This is a genomic window from Cupriavidus sp. GW823-FHT07A04 (assembly GCF_058794615.1).
In genome coordinates, this window is sequence record NZ_JBXAHA010000001.1 from 410,211 (window position 1) to 428,379 (window position 18,169).

Annotated in this window: 15 protein-coding genes; 8 read left to right on the plus strand and 7 right to left on the minus strand. The window is 67.6% G+C overall.

Annotation, left to right across the window (positions count from 1 at the left end):
* Nucleotides 1-5 precede the first annotated feature (5 nt).
* Nucleotides 6-200 carry a Fe-S cluster assembly protein IscX gene (iscX, locus tag AC1Q7Q_RS01905; RefSeq protein WP_006160183.1) on the plus strand — a complete coding sequence of 65 codons (195 nt, stop codon included), beginning with the start codon at nt 6-8 and terminating at the stop codon, nt 198-200.
* 60 nt (nt 201-260) lie between these two features.
* Here the strand turns inward: iscX and AC1Q7Q_RS01910 are convergent, their stop codons facing one another.
* The 4 genes from AC1Q7Q_RS01910 to prfB form a co-directional block, all read right to left on the minus strand.
* Complete coding sequence (locus tag AC1Q7Q_RS01910) at nt 261-1,064, minus strand: glycine zipper 2TM domain-containing protein (RefSeq protein WP_492372687.1); 804 nt, start codon at nt 1,062-1,064, stop codon at nt 261-263.
* Between the two features lie 272 nt (nt 1,065-1,336).
* Nucleotides 1,337-2,875 (minus strand): lysine--tRNA ligase, encoded by a 1,539-nt coding sequence (gene lysS, locus AC1Q7Q_RS01915; RefSeq protein WP_043344898.1) that lies wholly within the window; start codon nt 2,873-2,875, stop codon nt 1,337-1,339.
* A 40-nt stretch (nt 2,876-2,915) separates the two neighbouring features.
* A complete protein-coding gene (locus tag AC1Q7Q_RS01920; protein WP_416048075.1) occupies nt 2,916-3,686 on the minus strand; it encodes an SDR family oxidoreductase in 771 nt (256 codons plus the stop codon).
* A 98-nt stretch (nt 3,687-3,784) separates the two neighbouring features.
* A protein-coding gene (gene prfB / locus AC1Q7Q_RS01925; protein WP_458763439.1) for a peptide chain release factor 2 occupies nt 3,785-4,889 on the minus strand; the annotation gives its coding sequence in 2 pieces (ribosomal slippage) (nt 3,785-4,807 and nt 4,809-4,889; 1,104 coding nt in all).
* Nucleotides 4,890-5,100: 211 nt separating this feature from the next.
* Between prfB and AC1Q7Q_RS01930 the strand changes: the two genes are divergently transcribed.
* A complete protein-coding gene (locus AC1Q7Q_RS01930; RefSeq protein WP_492372686.1) occupies nt 5,101-5,823 on the plus strand; it encodes a peptidoglycan DD-metalloendopeptidase family protein in 723 nt (240 codons plus the stop codon).
* 21 nt (nt 5,824-5,844) lie between these two features.
* Here AC1Q7Q_RS01930 and recJ read toward each other — a convergent pair whose 3' ends face one another.
* Together recJ and AC1Q7Q_RS01940 are read right to left on the minus strand one after the other, a co-directional pair.
* The gene (gene recJ / locus AC1Q7Q_RS01935) at nt 5,845-7,542 is read right to left on the minus strand and encodes a single-stranded-DNA-specific exonuclease RecJ (RefSeq protein WP_492372685.1); all 1,698 of its coding nucleotides are present in this window, start codon (nt 7,540-7,542) and stop codon (nt 5,845-5,847) included.
* A 27-nt stretch (nt 7,543-7,569) separates the two neighbouring features.
* Nucleotides 7,570-8,694, minus strand: coding sequence for a hypothetical protein (locus tag AC1Q7Q_RS01940; protein WP_492372684.1), 1,125 nt, complete (start codon nt 8,692-8,694; stop codon nt 7,570-7,572).
* Between the two features lie 160 nt (nt 8,695-8,854).
* Here AC1Q7Q_RS01940 and AC1Q7Q_RS01945 point away from each other — a divergent pair, with 160 nt between their 5' ends.
* The 4 genes from AC1Q7Q_RS01945 (at nt 8,855) to AC1Q7Q_RS01960 (ending at nt 14,257) form a co-directional block, all read left to right on the plus strand.
* Nucleotides 8,855-10,105 carry a lipoprotein-releasing ABC transporter permease subunit gene (locus AC1Q7Q_RS01945; RefSeq protein WP_150983847.1) on the plus strand — a complete coding sequence of 417 codons (1,251 nt, stop codon included), beginning with the start codon at nt 8,855-8,857 and terminating at the stop codon, nt 10,103-10,105.
* Entirely contained in the window at nt 10,098-10,847 is a 750-nt protein-coding gene (lolD, locus tag AC1Q7Q_RS01950; RefSeq protein ID WP_492372683.1) for a lipoprotein-releasing ABC transporter ATP-binding protein LolD, read from the plus strand. Before AC1Q7Q_RS01945 ends, lolD begins: the two co-directional genes overlap by 8 nt.
* A gap of 16 nt (nt 10,848-10,863) precedes the next feature.
* Nucleotides 10,864-11,745, plus strand: a complete 882-nt coding sequence (locus AC1Q7Q_RS01955; RefSeq protein ID WP_492372682.1) for a TatD family hydrolase — start codon at nt 10,864-10,866, stop codon at nt 11,743-11,745.
* Between the two features lie 73 nt (nt 11,746-11,818).
* Nucleotides 11,819-14,257, plus strand: a complete 2,439-nt coding sequence (locus AC1Q7Q_RS01960; RefSeq protein WP_492372681.1) for a DNA internalization-related competence protein ComEC/Rec2 — start codon at nt 11,819-11,821, stop codon at nt 14,255-14,257.
* On the opposite strand, the gene AC1Q7Q_RS01965 is transcribed toward AC1Q7Q_RS01960, so the two are convergent.
* Nucleotides 14,169-15,107 carry a MurR/RpiR family transcriptional regulator gene (locus AC1Q7Q_RS01965; RefSeq protein WP_416048083.1) on the minus strand — a complete coding sequence of 313 codons (939 nt, stop codon included), beginning with the start codon at nt 15,105-15,107 and terminating at the stop codon, nt 14,169-14,171. The two genes, AC1Q7Q_RS01960 and AC1Q7Q_RS01965, sit on opposite strands and share 89 nt — an antisense overlap.
* 318 nt (nt 15,108-15,425) lie before the next feature.
* Between AC1Q7Q_RS01965 and edd the strand changes: the two genes are divergently transcribed.
* Nucleotides 15,426-17,312, plus strand: a complete 1,887-nt coding sequence (edd, locus tag AC1Q7Q_RS01970) for a phosphogluconate dehydratase (RefSeq protein ID WP_492372680.1) — start codon at nt 15,426-15,428, stop codon at nt 17,310-17,312.
* 188 nt (nt 17,313-17,500) lie between these two features.
* On the plus strand, nt 17,501-18,010 hold the full coding sequence (locus tag AC1Q7Q_RS01975) for a gluconokinase (RefSeq protein ID WP_492372697.1): 510 nt from the start codon (nt 17,501-17,503) through the stop codon (nt 18,008-18,010).
* Nucleotides 18,011-18,169: the final 159 nt, after the last annotated feature.

Below are 18,169 nucleotides of genomic sequence, written 5' to 3' on the forward strand. Positions count from 1 at the left end.
TACCCATGAAGTGGACCGACACCTACGACATCGCCGCCGCCCTGTACGACAAGTACCCGGACGTGGATCCCACCACCATCCGCTTCACCGACCTGCACCGCTGGGTCATGGAACTGGACGGCTTTGCCGATGTGGCCGATCGCTCGGGCGAGAAGATCCTGGAGGCGATTCAATCCGCCTGGATTGAAGAAGCGGAATAAGGGCTGGAACGAAAAAAACCGCGTTTTCCGCGGTTTTTTTTCGCTGTTGCGGATGCCGGCTCAGCCAGCGACCAGTTGGCCATCCTGCATGTGCACACGTTCCCCGATCTGCACGCCCGGGTCGGCTTGATACGTGAAGGTGCGGTGGCTGCCGTTGTCCATCTGCACGCGGACCTGGTAGCTGGTGTCCTTGCGCACGGTCTTCTCGATCTGGTTGCCGGCAAAGCCGCCGCCCACGGCACCGGCCACGGTGCCCAGGATACGGCCATTGCCCTTGCCGATCTGGTTGCCGAGCAGGCCGCCGATGACCGCGCCGCCGACGGCGCCCAGGCCACTGGCCGGCTTGGGTGCTTCGATCGGGGTGATGGCAACGACGCGGCCGGCATACGCGCTGCCTTGCGCCGGCTGGCGTTCAGCATAGGCGCCATTGTCGTTGCGGCTGGTCGCGGGGCCATAGCCTGCATCGCGGCTGGCGCTGCTGCGCTCCTGGGCGCGGCGTGCAGCGGGTGCCGGTGTTGGCGCCGGTGCGGCCGGGGTGACGGGCGCCTGCGCCAGGTTCGCGGCCTCGGGCGGCCGCGTGGTGCTACCCGGCGCCGGCAGTTGCGCGGTGTCGGCGCCATTGATGGTGCCGTTGACGGTGCCGTTGACGGTGCCATTGCCGGCGACAGGCGCAGTCAGGGACTGCTGCGATCCCTGCATGGCCTTGCTGGTAGGCAGCACGCCGGTCATGGCGGCGACCGCTGTCAGGCTGGCGATCACGATGGCTACCGCGGCGGCGCCGACCAGCGGATGCAGGCGGCGTTGGGTGGGCAGGGAAGCGGGCATGGCTGGCTCGTTGGATTGGTGCAAGGTCGGATTCGACATATTATTTTCCTCGCAAAACGCAGCCGGTCAGCGGTACTGATGGCTAGCGATTCGATGGACCTAGTTTGGCCCAATTCACTGCCATTTTCCGTTTGAATTTGTAAGTTTCTGTAGGCTGAAATCTTCTGTTGAATCATAGGCTTGGCGGTGAAAATGCATGGCCTTCCCGGGCTGTGTTTGTAACAAGCTCGCAGCCACAAGCAAAAAGCCCCGCCAAAAATCGGTGGGGCTTTTTGCTGTGCGAGGCGGCCCGGCGAGGCAACCGCGCCGCGTCAGTCCTCGCGGCGCAGATGCGGGAACAAGATGACGTCGCGGATGTTCGGGCTGTCGGTCAGCAACATCACCAGGCGGTCGATGCCGATGCCGCAGCCGCCCGTCGGGGGCATGCCGTATTCCAGCGCACGGATGTAGTCGGCGTCGAAGTACATCGCTTCTTCGTCGCCCGCATCCTTCTGGTCGACCTGCTTGCGGAAGCGCTCGGCCTGGTCTTCGGCGTCGTTCAGCTCGGAGAAACCGTTGGCAATCTCGCGGCCGGTGATGAACAGCTCGAAGCGCTCGGTGATGCCCGGCTGGGTATCCGAGGCGCGCGCCAGCGGCGAGACTTCCACCGGGTAGTCGATGATGAACGTCGGCTCCCACAGCTGGCTTTCGGCGGTTTCCTCGAACAGCACCAGTTGCAGGGTGCCCAGGCCTGCGTTGAGGAATTGCGGGGCGCCGGTATTGATGCCGAACTTCTTCAGCTCGGCGCGCAGGAATTCCGTGTCGGCCAGTTGCGCGTCGGTATATTGTGGCGCGAACTTCTGGATGGCCTGCGTGATGGTGAGGCGATGGAATGGCTTGGACAGGTCCAGCTCGCGGTCCTGGTAGGTCAGCACGGCGCTGCCGCGCGCGTCGATCGCGGCCTGGCGGATCAGGTCCTCCGTGAAGTCCATCAGCCAGCGGTAGTCCGTGTAGGCTGCATAGAACTCCATCATGGTGAACTCAGGGTTGTGGCGCGGGCTCACCCCCTCGTTGCGGAAGTTGCGGTTGATCTCGAACACGCGCTCGAAACCGCCCACCACCAGGCGCTTCAGGTACAGCTCGGGCGCGATGCGCAGGAACATCTGCATGTCCAGCGCGTTGTGGTGGGTGATGAACGGCTTGGCCGTGGCGCCGCCCGGGATCGGGTGCAGCATCGGCGTTTCGACTTCCATGAAGTCGTTGCTGGCCATGTGCCGGCGCAGCGAGCTGATGGCGTTGGTGCGGGCGCGGAAGGTGGCGCGCGTTTCCGGCGACACGATCAGGTCCACATAGCGCTGGCGGTATTTCTGTTCCTGGTCGGCCAGGCCGTAGTAGTCGCCGGGCAGGGGGCGCAGGCTCTTGGACAGCAGGCGCAGCTCGGTCACCGCCACCGACAGCTCGCCGGTCTTGGTCTTCATCAGCGTGCCGCGGGCGGCCACGATATCGCCCAGGTCCCACTTCTTGAAGGCAGCGTACACGTCTTCACCAATCGCATCGCGGCTGATGTAGAACTGGATGCGGCCCGAGCCGTCTTGCACGGTGGCAAAGCTGGCCTTGCCCATCACGCGCTTGAGCATCATGCGCCCGGCGATGGCGACTTCCACCGGGGTGGCTTCAAGCACGGCCTGCTCGGTCTCGCTGTACTGCGTGTGCAGCGCGGCGGCCTGGTGGGTCGGGCGGAAGTCGTTGGGGAAGGCCGGGCCTTGCTGACGCAGGGCCTGGAGCTTCTCGCGCCGTTCCGCGATGATCTTGTTTTCGTCGGCTGCGGCCGGGACGTTGGTCTCGGCGGGAGCGCGGTTGGATTCGGTCATGATGTCTTGGTGAGTCGCTCGGGCCAGGCCCGCGCGAGGTTCATGTATTGCGGATGTCGTCGAGCTCGGTGCTGCCGAAGTCAGGCCGCTCCAGGTACGCAGCGATACGCTGCGCGGTGTCGTCGGCCGAGGCCAGTTGATCGTTGTCCTTGAGGTCGCGGAAGCGCTGCACCTGCGCAAAGTCGGCGTTGCGGATGGTGGCCTGCATGCCGGTATCGACCACGCCCGGCGCCAGCGCTACCGCGCGCACGGCGCGTTCCGCCGGCGCCTGCGCGTATTCGGCGTTGATGGAGCGCACAAACATGTCCAGGCCCGCCTTGCCGGCGCAATATGCGCTCCAGCCTTCGACTGGGCGGCGCGCCGCGCCGGAGGAGATCGCCAGGATCTTGCGCGGGCAGCCAAAGCGCTCGGTGTGCGAGAGGAAGGCCGCGGTCATGGTCATCGGCGTGGCCAGGTTGGTCAGCAGATGCTGCACCAGCGCCGGCTCGCGCAGGTTGGCGATGGGGCCGATCGGATCGATCATGCCCGCGTTCAGGATCAGCGTGACGCTGGCAAGCGTTTCCTCGACGACATCGAGGACGCTGCCAAGCCAGGTTGCCGACGGGCCGGCTTGGGAGAGGTCTTGCAAGTGCCAGGCTACCTTGACGCCGCTGGCGGACGCCGCCCGTTCCAGCTCGGGATTGCGGCTGCGGGACACGCATACCAGGCGGTTGCCCGGTTTGAGCAATGCCTGCGTCAGCGAGGCACCGAGCCCGCGCGAGGTGCCCGTGATGATGATCAGATGCGTTGCTGCGGTCGATGCTGCGGTCATGGTCAAGATTGTCCCGGCAGGTGAGTGGCCGCACCTGCCGCCGCCACACGCCGATCCTTGCCGGGGGCGCGTGGCGGCGGCGTGGCGCCGCTGCGTGGTTACAGCCCTTGCTTCAGGCTGGCTACGATGAAGGGATCCAGGTCGCCGTCCAGCACCTTCTGCGTGTTGGACATTTCCACGTTGGTGCGCAGATCCTTGATGCGGCTCTGGTCCAGTACGTACGAGCGGATCTGGTGGCCCCAGCCCACATCGGTCTTGGACGACTCCAGCTTGTCGGCTTCGGCCTGGCGCTTGCGCATTTCGTGCTCATACAGGCGTGACTTCAGCATCGACATGGCTTCGGCGCGGTTGCGGTGCTGCGAGCGGTCGTTCTGGCACTGCACCACAATGCCGGTCGGGATGTGCGTGATCCGCACGGCCGAATCGGTCTTGTTGATGTGCTGGCCGCCCGCGCCGGAGGCACGGTAGGTATCCACGCGCAGGTCCGCCGGATTGACGTCGACCTCGAACGATTCGTCGACCTCGGGGTAGACGAAGACCGACGAGAACGACGTGTGGCGGCCGCCCGACGAATCGAACGGCGACTTGCGCACCAGGCGGTGCACGCCCGTTTCCGTGCGCAGGTAGCCGAACGCGTACTCGCCCTCGACCTTGATCGTGGCGCTCTTGATGCCCGCGACGTCGCCTTCCGACTCTTCCAGCACTTCGGCCTTGAAGCCCTTGCGTTCGCAATACTTCAGGTACTGGCGCAGCAGCATCGACGCCCAGTCGCAGGCTTCGGTGCCACCGGCGCCGGCCTGGATGTCGATAAAGGCGTTGGCCTGGTCCATTTCGCCGGAGAACATGCGGCGGAATTCCATGTCGGCGACGATGGCCTCGAAGCCGGAAACGTCGGTCTCGATGGCTTCCAGCGTGTCGTCGTCGCCTTCTTCGCGGGCGAGCTCAAACAGCTCGTCGGCACCGCTAAGGTCGTCCGTGAGCTTGCCGAGAACGCCGACCACGCCCTCCAGCATTTTCTTTTCCTTGCCGAGATCCTGGGCCCGCTTGGGGTTGTTCCAGACCTCGGGATCCTCGAGTTCGCCGTTGACTTCGTCGAGTCGTCCTACTTTGACATCGTAGTCAAAGATACCCCCGTAGATCTTCCGTTCGCGAACGGAGATCAGAGATGGCACCGGAGATGGCGTTGAGGCGTTCTGCTTCCATGATGTTCCTGCGCTTTCAAAACCTTGAATTATAGCGGATCGGGGGCTTTTGCCCCGGCCCTGATCGCGTCTGTTGCGCGATTTCGAACGGTTTGCTCCCTGGAGGGTCTACAGTTGCGGGTGCGTCATGGCAGACTCGAACGCGCCGTCGGCCCAAGGCCGGCCACCCGGCAGGCTTCAAGTTAAGGACAGGGAGGGACGATAAGTACGTGATGAAGCAAAGCAACCACGACAAGACGAACGCGCGGCGCCGCGCGCTTGGCCTGCTGGCCGCCGCTGCTGCGGCGTGCCTGGCCGCCGGCTGCGGCACCCTGGCCAGCGAACCCGCGCCGGATGGCTACTACCGGGTGCAGAGTGGCGATACCTTGTACACCGTGGCCCGGCGGCACAAGCGCTCGGTGCGCGACCTGGTGCGCTGGAACCAACTGCCCAGCGCGGACCGGATCGAAGTTGGGCAACTGCTGCGGGTCCGCCCGCCGGCTGGCGCCAGCGCCGGCACGGCTGCTGGCAACGGCCCGGTGGCGGTCGGGGACACCCCGCGGGTGGACAACAGCGCGCCGTCGCGCGCGCCTGCCACCAGCATCCGCCTGCAATGGCCGGCCGACGGCCGCGTGACCGCCGGCTACGGGCCACCTGCCAGCAAGGGCCTGCGTATCAACACGGCGCCCGGCAGCGTGGTGCGCGCGGCCGCCGCCGGCAAGGCCATCCACGTTGGCGAGCTGCGCGGCTATGGCATGCTGGTGATCATCAAGCACGACGACAACTGGCTGACGGTGTATGGCAACCTGGACAAGCCCTCGGTCAGCGAGGGCGCGCAGGTAGCCAACGGACAGGAGGTCGGGCGCATGGGCACGGCCGACAGCGAGCTGCATTTCGAGGTACGCAACAACGGCAAGCCGGTGGATCCGGCGGGGCTGCTGCCGTCGCGCGGCTAAGCCACCCGCCAGCCAGGCGCGCTACTGCGCGTGCTCGATCACCATCTGCACCCGCGTGATGCCGTTGAAGGTGTTGTTGTCGAGCCGGTAGGCCACCAGCGCGCTGGCGCCCAGCGACTCCGCATGGTTGAACCAGATCGCGTCGAAGCGCTGGCTGCCGCGCCCTAGCTGCAGCTTCAGATGCTTGCCCTTGAGCACGCTCTGGCGCAGCACGTCGAACTCGCCGCAGAAGGTGGGCGCCGGGAAGCCCTGGCCCCAGACCTGCTGCTCCAGCAGCGAGACGAATTCCGGGCTGAAGCAGGCATCCTCGATGTCGCCATCGGTCTCGATCACCCGCGCCAGCTGCTCGTCGCTCAGCCATTCGCGCCCCACCGCCTCGAACGCTTCCATGAACAGCCCGAAGCTGTCGGCGCTGAGGGTCAGGCCGGCCGCCATGGCGTGGCCGCCAAACTTCTTCAGCAGGCCGGGATGGCGCTTGGACACCAGGTCCAGCGCATCGCGCAGGTGAAAGCCCGGGATGGAGCGGCCCGATCCCTTGATCGTGTCTTCGTCGCCCGGGGCGAATGTGATGGTGGGGCGGTGGTATTTTTCCTTGAGCCGCGAGGCCACGATGCCAATCACGCCCTGGTGCCAGGTGTCGTTGAACACGCTGACGGTAAAGCGCGCGGCCGGGTCCAGCGCGCCCAGCGGGCCTTCCAGGATCTGCAAGGCTTCTTGCTGCATGCCAGCTTCGATATCGCGCCGCTCGCGGTTCATGCCGTCGAGTTCCTGGGCGATCTCCCAGGCGCGGTTGGCGTCGTCGGTCAGCAGGCATTCGATGCCGAGCGACATGTCGGCCAGCCGCCCTGCGGCGTTCAGGCGCGGGCCCACGCCAAAGCCCAGGTCGAAGGTGTTGGCGCGCGTAGCCTCGCGCCCGGCGGCGCGGAAGAGGGCGGCCACGCCGGCGTGCATGCGGCCGGCGCGCATGCGCTTCAGGCCCTGTGCCACCAGGATGCGGTTGTTGCTGTCGAGCTTGACCACGTCGGCGACCGTGCCTAGCGCAACCAGGTCCAGCAGGGCGTCCAGGCGCGGCTGGGTCTGCGCGTCGAACACGCCGCGGCGGCGCAGTTCGGCACGCAAGGCCAGCAGCACGTAGAACATTACGCCCACGCCCGCCAGGTTCTTGCTGGGGAATTCGCAGCCGGGCTGGTTGGGGTTGACGATCACTGCCGCGTCGGGCAACTGGTCGCCGGGCAAGTGGTGGTCGGTCACCACCACGTCGATGCCGAGCGCATTGGCCGCCGCCACGCCGTCGACGCTGGCAATGCCGTTGTCCACCGTCACGATCACATCCGGCTGCTGCTTGGCGGCCAGGGCCACGATCTCCGGGGTCAGGCCGTAGCCGTACTCGAAGCGGTTGGGCACGATGTAGTCGATGCGCGCCCCCAGCATGCGCAAACCGCGCACGCCCACCGCGCAGGCGGTGGCGCCGTCGCAGTCATAGTCCGCCACGATCAGCAGGCGCCGGCCCGCGGCGATGGCGTCGGCAAGGTAGGTGGCCGCGTGGTCGATGCCTTTCATGGCCGCCGGCGGCACCAGGCCGGGCAGCTCGGTGGCGAGCTCGGCCGGCTCGCGCACGCCGCGTGCCGAGAGGATGCGCGCCAGCGTGGGATGCAGGCCGAACCCGGCCAGCTTGCCAGCGTGCTCGGTGGAAAAAGAGCGAACAGCGATTTTTGTCATTGCGGGGTCTTGCGGAAAACCAGGGGATCAGGCGGCATAGGCGAGGTCGGACAGCAGCGCGCGCCAGTCGCCGCGCTGGCCCAGGCCGCGCCAGAACTTGCGCAGGTCGGCGCGGCGCACGGTGAACTCGGCGTAGTGGTTGTCGCCGGACAGCATGAGCGTGACCGCCTGCAACTGCCCGGCTTCGAGGGCGGCCAGGGCGGGCGCGAACCATTCGGCGTCGAGCGTGTGCATGCGCTCGATCCACAGGCCCCAGTCCTGGGCGATATGGGACTCGATGGCGTCGTCCAGCAGTACCATGGCGCTGCCCTGCATCGCCTGGATTGCCTTGAAGCGCGGGGGCTGGGGCTGGCATGCCGCGCCGCCGGCCAGCGCCACGCCGCGCAGGAAGGCGTCGCCGGTCAGTACCGTGTCTGCCAGGCGCGGCACTGGCTGCAGGGTGCCGCCGCCGTGGAGCCAGACCGAATTGACGGAGAACTCTCCCGCAGCTTCCCTGGCCTGGTTCACCGGATGGTCGTACCAGGTCATCTGGATTTCGTTCTGGATCCGGCGCCAGTCGCGGGCGCGCTCGCCGGCCTGCATCCACACATCGATATTGCGGCCGGTGGCCCGCAGCGGGCTGGCGGCCACAAGTGGCCCGAACACGGCTTGCGGGATGTACCAACGCGCCGGGTGCGGTGTTTCAAGCACAATGCCGGATTCCTGCAGCAGCGCCGCCACCGCGGCGTGCAGGGCGGCGGACTCCTCGGCCCGGATATGCAGCTGAGCCGGGTCCATCAGCACCAGGTGGTCGCGCGCGGCATGGATATGCACCGGCTGCAGGCAGGCCCAGGCCTGGCCATCGTCCGCCGTGGCACCGTTGCCGGCGGCGGTCGTGTCGGCCAGGCGCATGTACGGGGCGCTGGGCACACGGGCCGTGTCGAGCCCGGCGCGCCCGGCCAGCCAGCGCTCATGCGGCAGCGCGCGCAGGAAGGGGTCGTCGTGCCGCTCGCGCGGGCCGGGGCTGGCGCGCGTGAGCAACTTTCCCAGCGCCGGCAACTCCAACTGCCGCAGCAGGGCTTCGAGCATGGCGTCGTTACCCCCGCCGTCGGCGTCGATCGCGGCGCCGGGCGGGACAGAAAAGGGCACAATCAGGGTCAGGTGCGTCATCATGGTGCCGAGATTGTAAACTTGCGGCTGGCTGGCGGCGGAAATATCGTCCCCGGCCCGGTTGCGACAGTGGCGCGAGCGGCGCCCCGGGTGTGCGGCCAGCAAGTCATCAGCGGCGTCGGCGGTGTGGCGCCGGCGTTTCTCCTTAACAACAGGAACCCTCTTGAACTTTCCTTACGAGTGGCAGATCGGTTGGCGATACACCCGCGCAAGCAAGCGCGCCAGCCGCAACACCTTTATTTCCTTTATCTCGATGATTTCCATGCTCGGCATTGCGCTGGGCGTGGCGGCGCTGATCGTGGTGCTGTCGGTGATGAACGGTTTCCAGAAAGAAGTGCGGGATCGCATGCTCTCCGTGCTGTCGCACATCGAGGTGGTCGGCCCCGGGGCGCTGCCCGACTGGCAGAAGACCGCCGCCGAGGCGATGCGCAACAAGGAAGTGATCGGTGCTGCGCCCTATGTGGCCGCGCAGGCCATGCTGACTCGCGAGGACGCCGTGCGCGGCGTGCTGCTGCGTGGGGTCGAGCCTTCGGAAGAACCCAAGGTTTCCGATATCGGCAAGCAGTTCCGGGGCGGCAGCATGGAGCGCCTGCTTCCGGGCGAGTTCGGCATCGCCCTGGGCAATGAGCTGGCCAACGCGATGGGCGTGCAGGTGGGCGACAAGGTCACGCTGGTGGTGCCGCAGGGCACCATCACGCCGGCCGGCGTGCTGCCGAGGCTCAAGCAGTTCACGGTGGTGGGCGTGTTTTCGTCCGGCCATTTCGAGTTCGACAACGCGCTGGCGCTGATCAATATCCGCGACGCCGAAGCCATGTTCCGCCTCGCCGGGCCCACCGGCGTGCGTTTGAAACTGACGGACATGCAGCGCGCCCCCCAGGTGGCCGACGAACTGGCCGGCACGCTCTCGGGCGAGCTTTACCTGCGGGACTGGTCCAAGCAGAACCGCAACTGGTTTGCCGCGGTGCAGACCGAGAAGCGCATGATGTTCATCATCCTGACGCTGATCATCGCGGTGGCGGCCTTCAACCTGGTGTCCACGCTGGTCATGACTGTGACGGACAAGCAGGCTGACATCGCCATCCTGCGCACCATGGGCGCCCAGCCGAGCTCGATCACCAAGATCTTTATCGTGCAGGGCGTTGCCATCGGCTTTATCGGCACGCTGGCGGGGGTTGCCGGCGGCGCCTTGATCGCCTTCAACATCGATGTGATCGTGCCCTTTATCGAACGGCTGCTGCATGTGCAGTTCCTGCCGCGCGACATCTATTTCATCAGCGAACTGCCCTCGGATCCCCGCGTGAACGACATTGCGACCATCGGTATCGTCTCCTTTGTGCTGTCCATCCTGGCCACGCTCTACCCAAGCTGGCGTGCTGCCCGCGTCAACCCGGCGGAGGCGCTGCGCTATGAGTGAAACCCTGATGCACGCCGCACCGGCCGGCAATGCCGCAGACGCCGTTGGCAAGGCCGGCTCGGATATGCCGGTGCTGCTGGCCGAGGGCCTGACCAAGCGTTTCCGCCAGGGCGGCCTGGACGTGACCGTGCTCAAGGGCGTGGATGTCCGGGTGGATGCGGGCGAGAAAGTCGCCATCGTGGGCGCTTCCGGTTCCGGCAAGAGCACGCTGCTGCATGTGCTGGGCGGGCTCGACAACCCGGACAGCGGGCGGGTCGCCTTGAAGGGCCGGCCTTTCACCGCGCTGCGCGAGAGCGAGCGCAATATCGTGCGCAACCGCGAGCTGGGCTTCATCTATCAGTTCCACCACCTGCTGCCCGAGTTCACCGCGCTGGATAACGTGGCCATGCCGATGCGCATCCGCGGGCTGCGCCAGCCCGAGGCGCGCGCGGCGGCGATGACGGTGCTGGAGCGCGTGGGCCTGGGCGACCGGGCGCAGCACCGGCCCGGCGAGCTGTCCGGCGGCGAGCGCCAGCGGGTGGCGATCGCCCGCGCGCTGGTGGGCGGCCCGGCCTGCGTGCTGGCCGACGAGCCCACCGGCAACCTGGACGACCATACCGCGGGCGGCGTCTACGACCTGATGCTGGAACTGTCGCGCACGCTGGGCACCAGTTTTGTGATCGTGACCCACGACCTCGACCTGGCCAGCCGCTGCGATCGCGTGCTGCGATTGCGCGATGGGCATATCCACCGCGAGCGCTGAACCAGCGGAACCCGCCATGTGGATCGATACGCATTGCCACCTCGACGCCGGCGAATTCGATGCCGACCGTGACACCGTTGCCGCCGCCGCTGCCACGGCGGGGGTGACGGGCATCGTGCTGCCGGCGGTGGCCGTGTCGAATTTTGCCGCGGTGCGGGCGCTGGCGCATCGCCACGCTAGCTGCGTCTACGCGTTGGGGATCCATCCGCTGTGCACGCCGGGCGCGGGGCAGGCCGACCTCGATGCGTTGCGCAACGAGGCGCAAGCCTCGCTGGCCGATCCGCGCTTCGTTGGCATCGGCGAGATCGGGCTCGATTTCTTCGTGCCCGGCCTTGATGCCGCGCACCAGGCCTGGATCTATGCCGAGCAACTCAAGATTGCGCGCGAGCTGGACTTGCCAGTGCTGCTGCATGTGCGCAAGTCGCAGGACCAGGTGGCGGCCCAGTTGCGCCGCATCGGCGTGCGCCAGGGTATTGCCCATGCTTTCAACGGCAGCGTGCAGCAGGCGCGGGGATTTATCGACCAGGGCCTCAAGCTGGGCTTCGGCGGCAACCTGACCTTCAGCCGCGCCAACCAGATCCGGCGCCTGGCGGCGGAGCTGCCGCTCGACGCCATCGTGCTGGAAACCGACGCACCCGACATCGCGCCCGCCTGGCTGTCCGACGACCAGTTCGGCGAGCAGCACAAGGCGCGCAACACGCCTGCCGAAGTGGCCGGCGTGGCGCGCGTGCTGGGCGAGTTGCGCGGGCTGGATGCCGCGCCGCTGGCGCAGGCGATGTGGCGCAACTCCGTGGCGGCCTTGCCGCGGCTGGGCGCGTTCGCGTCAACCATGTTTCCCCCGGCATTGCCTGCATTGGCCCCGGCCGAAACAATCGGCAACCAATCCGTTTCATCCTGACGAGTCTGGCGGCCGGTAACGGCCGTATAAGCAGACGCATCCGATATCCCATCTGCCCGTTGGGGGAGTCCGCATGCGTCTGTTCTTGCTCGCCTTCGTGGCGGGCTGCTGGTGGTTGCAGCAACAAGGCTCGCTGCCGCGTGGCGGCGCAGCGTGGGTGTTGGCGGCTGCCGGGCTGCTGGCGGCCGCGCTCGCGCTGTGCCTGCGCACGCGCCGGCCTGGCTGGGCGCGGGTGGCCTGGATCGTATTGTCGCTGCTGGCTGGTTTCGGCTGTTCGGCGTGGCGCGCCGAGGCTCGTCTGGCAGAGCGGCTGGCGCCTGGGCTGGAAGGGGTCGACCTGCAGGTGAGTGGCGTGGTGGCCGGGCTGCCGGCGCAGGCCGCGCGCGGCCAGCGCTTCGTGTTCGCGCTTGACGATGCGGCGGGCATGCCGCCCCGCGTCTTGCTGGGCTGGGACGATGCCCCGGCCGGCTTGCGCCCGGGCGAGCGCTACGTCTTCACCGTGCGCTTGCGGCAGCCCCATGGCCTGGCCAACCCGCATGGCTTCGATTACGAATTCTGGCTGATGGCGGCCGCGCTTGGCGCGACTGGCTACGTGCGCGATGCCATCGGCGAGCCGCAGGACGCTGTCGGCGAACGGCTCGCGTGGCGGATCGCGCGATGGCGGGCGCAGGTGCGCGATCACGTCTTGCAAAGCCTGCCACCCGATGCCCGCTTCGCCCCGGTGCTGGCGGCCCTGGTGGTTGGCGATCAGCACGGCATCCAGCAGCGGGACTGGATCTTGTTCACACGCACCGGCATCGGCCACCTGATCAGCATTTCCGGCCTGCATATCACCATGATTTCCGGCCTGTTCTCCAGCTTCGTCCATTGGCTGTGGCGGCATTCGTTCGGGCTCGGGCGATGGCTGCCGCGGCCCTTGCCGCTGTGGTGGCCGGCGCGGCGCGCCGCGCTGGTGGGCGCGGTGATTGCAGCCCTCGTCTACGGCCTGCTGGCGGGCATGCAGGTGCCGGCGCTGCGCACCGTGTCGATGCTGGTGGTGGCGGCGCTGGCACTCTGGAGCGGGCGCACGCCGCCGGCCTCGCTGGTGCTGGCCTGGGCGGCGTTCGTGGCGATCGGGCTCGACCCCTGGGCGGTGCTGTCGCCCGGGTTCTGGCTTTCGTTCGGCGCGGTGGGCGTGATCTTCCTGGCCGCGGCGCAACCCGCCAATCAGTCCGCGCTGACGCGTTGGCAGCGTGTTCGCGCCAGCCTTGCGCAGGCGGCGCGCACGCAATGGTCCGTCACGATCGGGCTGGTGCCGCTGACCTTGCTGCTGTTCCAGCAGGTCTCGGTGATTTCGCCGCTGGCCAATGCGGCGGCGATCCCGCTGGTCAGCCTGCTGGTGACGCCGATGGCCTTGCTGGCGGCGGCGGTGCCCGCGCCGCTGGCGGGCTGGCTGCTCAGCCCTGCGCATCTGCTGCTGCACTGGCTGGTGCTGGGCCTGGAGTGGCTGTCGGCGCCGCCGTGGGCGGTGTGGCAGGCCGCGCGCGCCGGGCCGGCGGCGCTGGCGCTGGCGGTGCTCGGCTCGCTGCTGTTGCTGGCCCCCGTGCCCTGTGGCTTGCGCGCGCGCCTGCATGGCGTGGTACTGCTGTTGCCGATGGTGCTGGCGGGGCGGCAGCCGGTGGCGCACGGGGAGTTTCGCGCCACCGCGATCGATATCGGGCAAGGCACGGCGGTACTGGTGGAAACGCGCTCGCGCGTGCTGCTCTACGATGCCGGGCCGGCTTACGGCTGGGGTGCCGCGCGTGGCGAATTGGGCAACAGCGCCGGCGCGCGCGATATCGTGCCGTTCTTGCGCGGCGCTGGGGTGCGCAGGCTGGACACGCTGGTGATCAGCCATGAAGACGCGGATCATGCTGGCGGTGCGCGCGACATCATGGCGGCGCTGCCGGTGGACAGCCTGCTATCGGGCGCGCCGGCGGGACATCGGTTGCTGGTGCCGCCGGCGGGCGCTGCGCACCTGGAAGCGCAGCCCTGCGAGGCGGGGCAGCAGTGGGAGTGGGACGGCGTGCGCTTTGCCATGCTGCATCCCTTGCCGGGCATCGCGCAGAATGCCGCCATCGACAGCAATGCGCGCAGTTGCGTGCTCAAGGTGGCGGGCAGCGCGCGCAGCCTGCTGCTGACCGGCGATATCGGCCGGCGTGACGAGGCGGCGCTGCTGGCACGCCTGTCGACGCAAGACTTGCGCGCGGATTTCCTGCAGGTGCCGCATCACGGCAGCAACACCTCATCGAGCGGCGCGTTCCTGGCCGTGGTGGCACCGGAGGTCGCGCTGTTCCAGGTGGGCTACCGCAACCGCCACCGGCATCCCCGGCCCGAGATCTGGGACCGCTACGGTTCGCACGAGATCGCCCGCTATCGCAGCGACGAGACCGGCGCGGTCCAGCTTACGACGCGCGGCGAGTCTTACGCGCTGCAGGCCTACCGCCAGCACGCGCGGCGCTACTGGCGCGCGGCGCCGCCTGCGCCTCGCTGAGATGCGCGGGCTCGGCCTGCGCGATGCGGCGCTCGCGCAGGTGCGCCTTGGCGCGCTGCAGGCCGGCGGAGACGGTGTCGGCGCGCTCAAGGGCGACGCCCGCTGCCAGCACGTCGCCCAGCACCAGGTGGCAGATGCGCGAGGTCATCGGCGTGTAGACCTCGCTGTCTTCCTCCACGTCCGAGAACACGCAGACGTCCGCCAGCGCGGCCAGCGGCGAGCCGCTGTGGGTCAGCGCCAGCACGCTGGCACCGCTGGCGCGGGCGAGCGTGGCGGCGGCCAGCATGTCCCACGTGCGCCCGCTGTTGGAGACCAGCACGGCCACGTCGCCGGGTCCGAGCAGCGCCGCCGACATGCTGAAGACGTGCGAGTCCGAGTAGGCAACGGTCGGCATGCCGAGGCGGAAGAACTTGTGCTGGATATCCAGGGCGACGATGCCCGAGTTGCCGCAGCCATAGAACTCGATGCGCCTGGCTGCGGCGAGCAGCTGGATGCCATGTTCGATCTGGTCTGCCGACAATGCGTTGCGCACGGTCATCAGGGTGGCGATGGTGCGGTCGAACACCTTGCCAGCGATATCGGCGGGGCGGTCCTCGGCTTTGACGTCCTGGTGCACGAAGGGTGTGCCGCCGCCCACGTTCTGGGCGAACTGGAGCTTGAACTCGCGAAAGCCGTCGTAGCCCAGCGCCGCGCAAAAGCGCGCAATGGTGGGCTGGGATACGCCTGCGCGCTCGGCCAGCTCGGGCATCGACAAGCGGATCACGCTGGCGCCGTGGCGGGCGACATAGTCGGCAAGGCGGCGTTCGGAGGGGCGAAGCGTGTCGTAGACGGCAAGAATTCGGTCGCGCATGGTAGGGCAGGGATGGGCTGTCTGTGCCGGGGAGTTGTTCTGGCTTTGGCCCCGGAATCCGTGGCTCGACGGATCGAGCGGCATGTAGATATTCTACATAATCAGAGGCGGGGTCATCGCGGCTTCAGCGTGACTACCGGGTAGGGATTTCACCTATGTGCGCTAAATATGCCATGAATAAAGCGCTTTGTGATGTGCGCGCATGGTGTTTTCAAATTGGCTTTCGATATAATGTAGAAAATCTACAAACAATAGCGACCGCAAGTCCCCCCAGTCCTCCCGGATACGATCAGGCATCACGACCAGGAACTCCCCCCAATGTCAAAAGCCCTCCACGCCGAAGTCCACGCCGTCACCGAGCGCGTGATCGCGCGCAGCCAGCGCAGCCGCGCCGCCTATCTCGCGCGTTGCGAACGCGCCCAGCAGGAGCTGGGCCCCTTGCGCGGGCTGTCCTGCGCCAACCTCGCGCACGGCCTGGCCGCGCTGCCCACGCACGACAAGCTCAAGCTGCGGGTCGAGCATGCTGCCAACCTCGGCATCGTTACCGCGTACAACGACATGCTGTCGGCCCACCAGCCGTACGAACGTTATCCCGGCGTGATCCGGGAGGCCGCGCGTGCCGTTGGCGCCGTGGCGCAGGTGGCGGGCGGCGTGCCGGCGATGTGCGATGGCATCACGCAGGGCAATGCCGGCATGGAACTGTCGCTGTTTTCGCGCGATGCCATTGCGATGGCCACGGCGGTCTCGCTGTCGCACAACACCTTCGATGCCGCGGTCATGCTGGGCGTGTGCGACAAGATCGTGCCGGGCCTGCTGATGGGCGCGCTGCAGTTCGGCCACCTGCCGGTGGTGTTCGTGCCGGCCGGGCCGATGTCGACGGGCTTGTCCAACAAGGAAAAGGCGCGCGTGCGCCAGCTATACGCAACCGGCCAGGTTGGCCGCGAAGCCTTGCTGGAGGCCGAGTGCGAGGCCTATCACGGCGCCGGCACATGCACCTTCTACGGCACCGCCAACAGCAACCAGTTCCTGATGGAAATCATGGGCCTGCATATGCCGGGCGCGGCCTTCGTGCATCCCGACAGCGGCCTGCGCGACGCGCTCACCGCCGCCGCGGCCCAACGTGCGCTGGCCCTGACGGCGCGGGGCGGCGACTACCTGCCTCTGGCGCGCATCGTCGACGAGCGCGCGGTGATCAATGCGGTGGTCGGCCTGCTGGCCACGGGTGGCTCGACCAACCACACCATCCACCTGGTGGCGATGGCGCGCGCGGCGGGCATCCTCATCGACTGGGATGATTTCGACCGCCTCTCGCGCATCACGCCGCTGCTGGCGCGTGTCTACCCCAACGGCTCGGCCGACGTGAATCACTTCCACGCCGCGGGCGGCGTGGCCTACGTGATTCGCCAGCTGCTCAGCGCCGGGTTGCTGCACGAGGACGTGGAAACCGTGGCCGGGCGTGGCCTGGCCCGTTACACGCAAGAGCCCGTGATGATCGACGGCGTGCTGCAGTGGCGCGACGGCGCCGCCGTCAGCGGTGATGCCACGGTGCTGGCCACTGCGGCCGAGCCGTTCTCCACCGAGGGCGGCTTGCGCCTGCTGCAAGGCAATCTTGGCCGCGGCATGATCAAGGTGTCGGCGGTGGCGGATGAGCATCGGGTGATCGAAGCACCGGCACGCGTCTTCGACTCGCAAGAGCAATTGCAAGCCGCGTTCGAAGCCGGCGAGTTCACGGGCGACATGATCGCGGTCGTGCGTTTCCAGGGACCCAACGCCAACGGCATGCCAGAACTGCACCGTCTCACCCCGGTGCTGGGGTCGCTGCAGGACGCCGGCCACAAGGTTGCGCTGGTGACCGATGGCCGCATGTCCGGCGCTTCTGGCAAGGTGCCGGCGGTCATTCATGTGGGGCCTGAGGCACTTGCCGGCGGCCCGCTGGCGCGCGTGCGTGACGGCGACCGGATCCGCGTGGACGCCGTTGCAGGCACGCTGGAATGGCTTGGCGCCGCGAATGGCGACGGCGACCTGGCCACGCGTGCTTCAGCCGTGCTGCCGGACGACGCCTTTACGAATTTCAGCGTCGGCCGGGGCCTGTTCGGGCTGTTCCGCCGCAACGCGCGGATCGCGGAGGAGGGCGGCAGCGCGCTGGACCTCTCCGAGGCCGACGCGCCCGGCGCTGTCCAAACGGGCGCGGCCGTCGCACAATAGGCAGCGCCCCTTAAATTTGTGTCATTTGTGTCCCCGGCAGCCGATGGCTGGCGGAGACGACCCCGAGCCGGCCCGTGCGGGTCCTATCATGGCTTCATGGCTGAACGCTTGCGGAGCCGACCGGCCGCCGGCGCGGGGACTACCGACAAGGATGGGAAAACCATCCGAACATGATCATTGGAGCAGACATGATCTACATCCTGATGGGCGTTTCCGGCAGCGGAAAGACCACGGTCGGCCAGTTGCTGGCCAAGACCTTGCAATGCGGCTTCCACGATGCCGATGAATTCCACAGCGCCGCCAACAAGGCGAAGATGCACAACGGCATCGCGTTGACCGACGACGACCGCTGGCCCTGGCTGGCCGCGATGCGCGCGGCGATCGATGCGGCCCGCGCCGAGGGGCGCACCCACGTCTTTACCTGTTCCGCGCTGCGGCAAACCTACCGCGACCGCCTGACGCCCGCCGATGGCGGCGTGACCTTTGTCTACATGAAGGGCGATGCTACGGTCATTGGCGGCCGCCTGGCCGAGCGCAGCGACCACTTCTTCAATCCCGCCCTGCTGCAGAGCCAGTTCGAGACCCTGGAGGAGCCGCGCGACGCCCTGGTGCTCGATATCCGCCAGACGCCGGAGGCGCTGGTGCAGCGCATCCTGGCCGGAGTGCAGGCAGAAAAAAGCGCGGCGATCGCCCGCTGAACCGATGCCAAGGCTGGCCCGAAGCGAAGGCTGGCAGACATCTTGCTTATCCATGTTTGATGGCGCGAATGCCTGCCGCTTGCGGCTTTCGTGGTCATAGGTATCCTATAGGGACAGCACTTCGAAGCATGACGAGATGGTCCGCGGCCAAGCCGCCGG

Coding starts and splice junctions, on each gene's coding strand:
- AC1Q7Q_RS01920 (WP_416048075.1), bottom strand. CDS start 3,686: ATGACCGCAGCATCGACCGCAGCAACGCATCTGATCATCATCACGGGC.
- AC1Q7Q_RS01940 (WP_492372684.1), bottom strand. CDS start 8,694: ATGATGACGCACCTGACCCTGATTGTGCCCTTTTCTGTCCCGCCCGGC.
- AC1Q7Q_RS01960 (WP_492372681.1), top strand. CDS start 11,819: ATGCGTCTGTTCTTGCTCGCCTTCGTGGCGGGCTGCTGGTGGTTGCAG.
- edd (WP_492372680.1), top strand. CDS start 15,426: ATGTCAAAAGCCCTCCACGCCGAAGTCCACGCCGTCACCGAGCGCGTG.
- AC1Q7Q_RS01910 (WP_492372687.1), bottom strand. CDS start 1,064: ATGTCGAATCCGACCTTGCACCAATCCAACGAGCCAGCCATGCCCGCT.
- iscX (WP_006160183.1), top strand. CDS start 6: ATGAAGTGGACCGACACCTACGACATCGCCGCCGCCCTGTACGACAAG.
- AC1Q7Q_RS01955 (WP_492372682.1), top strand. CDS start 10,864: ATGTGGATCGATACGCATTGCCACCTCGACGCCGGCGAATTCGATGCC.
- AC1Q7Q_RS01965 (WP_416048083.1), bottom strand. CDS start 15,107: ATGCGCGACCGAATTCTTGCCGTCTACGACACGCTTCGCCCCTCCGAA.
- recJ (WP_492372685.1), bottom strand. CDS start 7,542: ATGACAAAAATCGCTGTTCGCTCTTTTTCCACCGAGCACGCTGGCAAG.
- lolD (WP_492372683.1), top strand. CDS start 10,098: ATGAGTGAAACCCTGATGCACGCCGCACCGGCCGGCAATGCCGCAGAC.
- AC1Q7Q_RS01930 (WP_492372686.1), top strand. CDS start 5,101: ATGAAGCAAAGCAACCACGACAAGACGAACGCGCGGCGCCGCGCGCTT.
- AC1Q7Q_RS01975 (WP_492372697.1), top strand. CDS start 17,501: ATGATCTACATCCTGATGGGCGTTTCCGGCAGCGGAAAGACCACGGTC.
- lysS (WP_043344898.1), bottom strand. CDS start 2,875: ATGACCGAATCCAACCGCGCTCCCGCCGAGACCAACGTCCCGGCCGCA.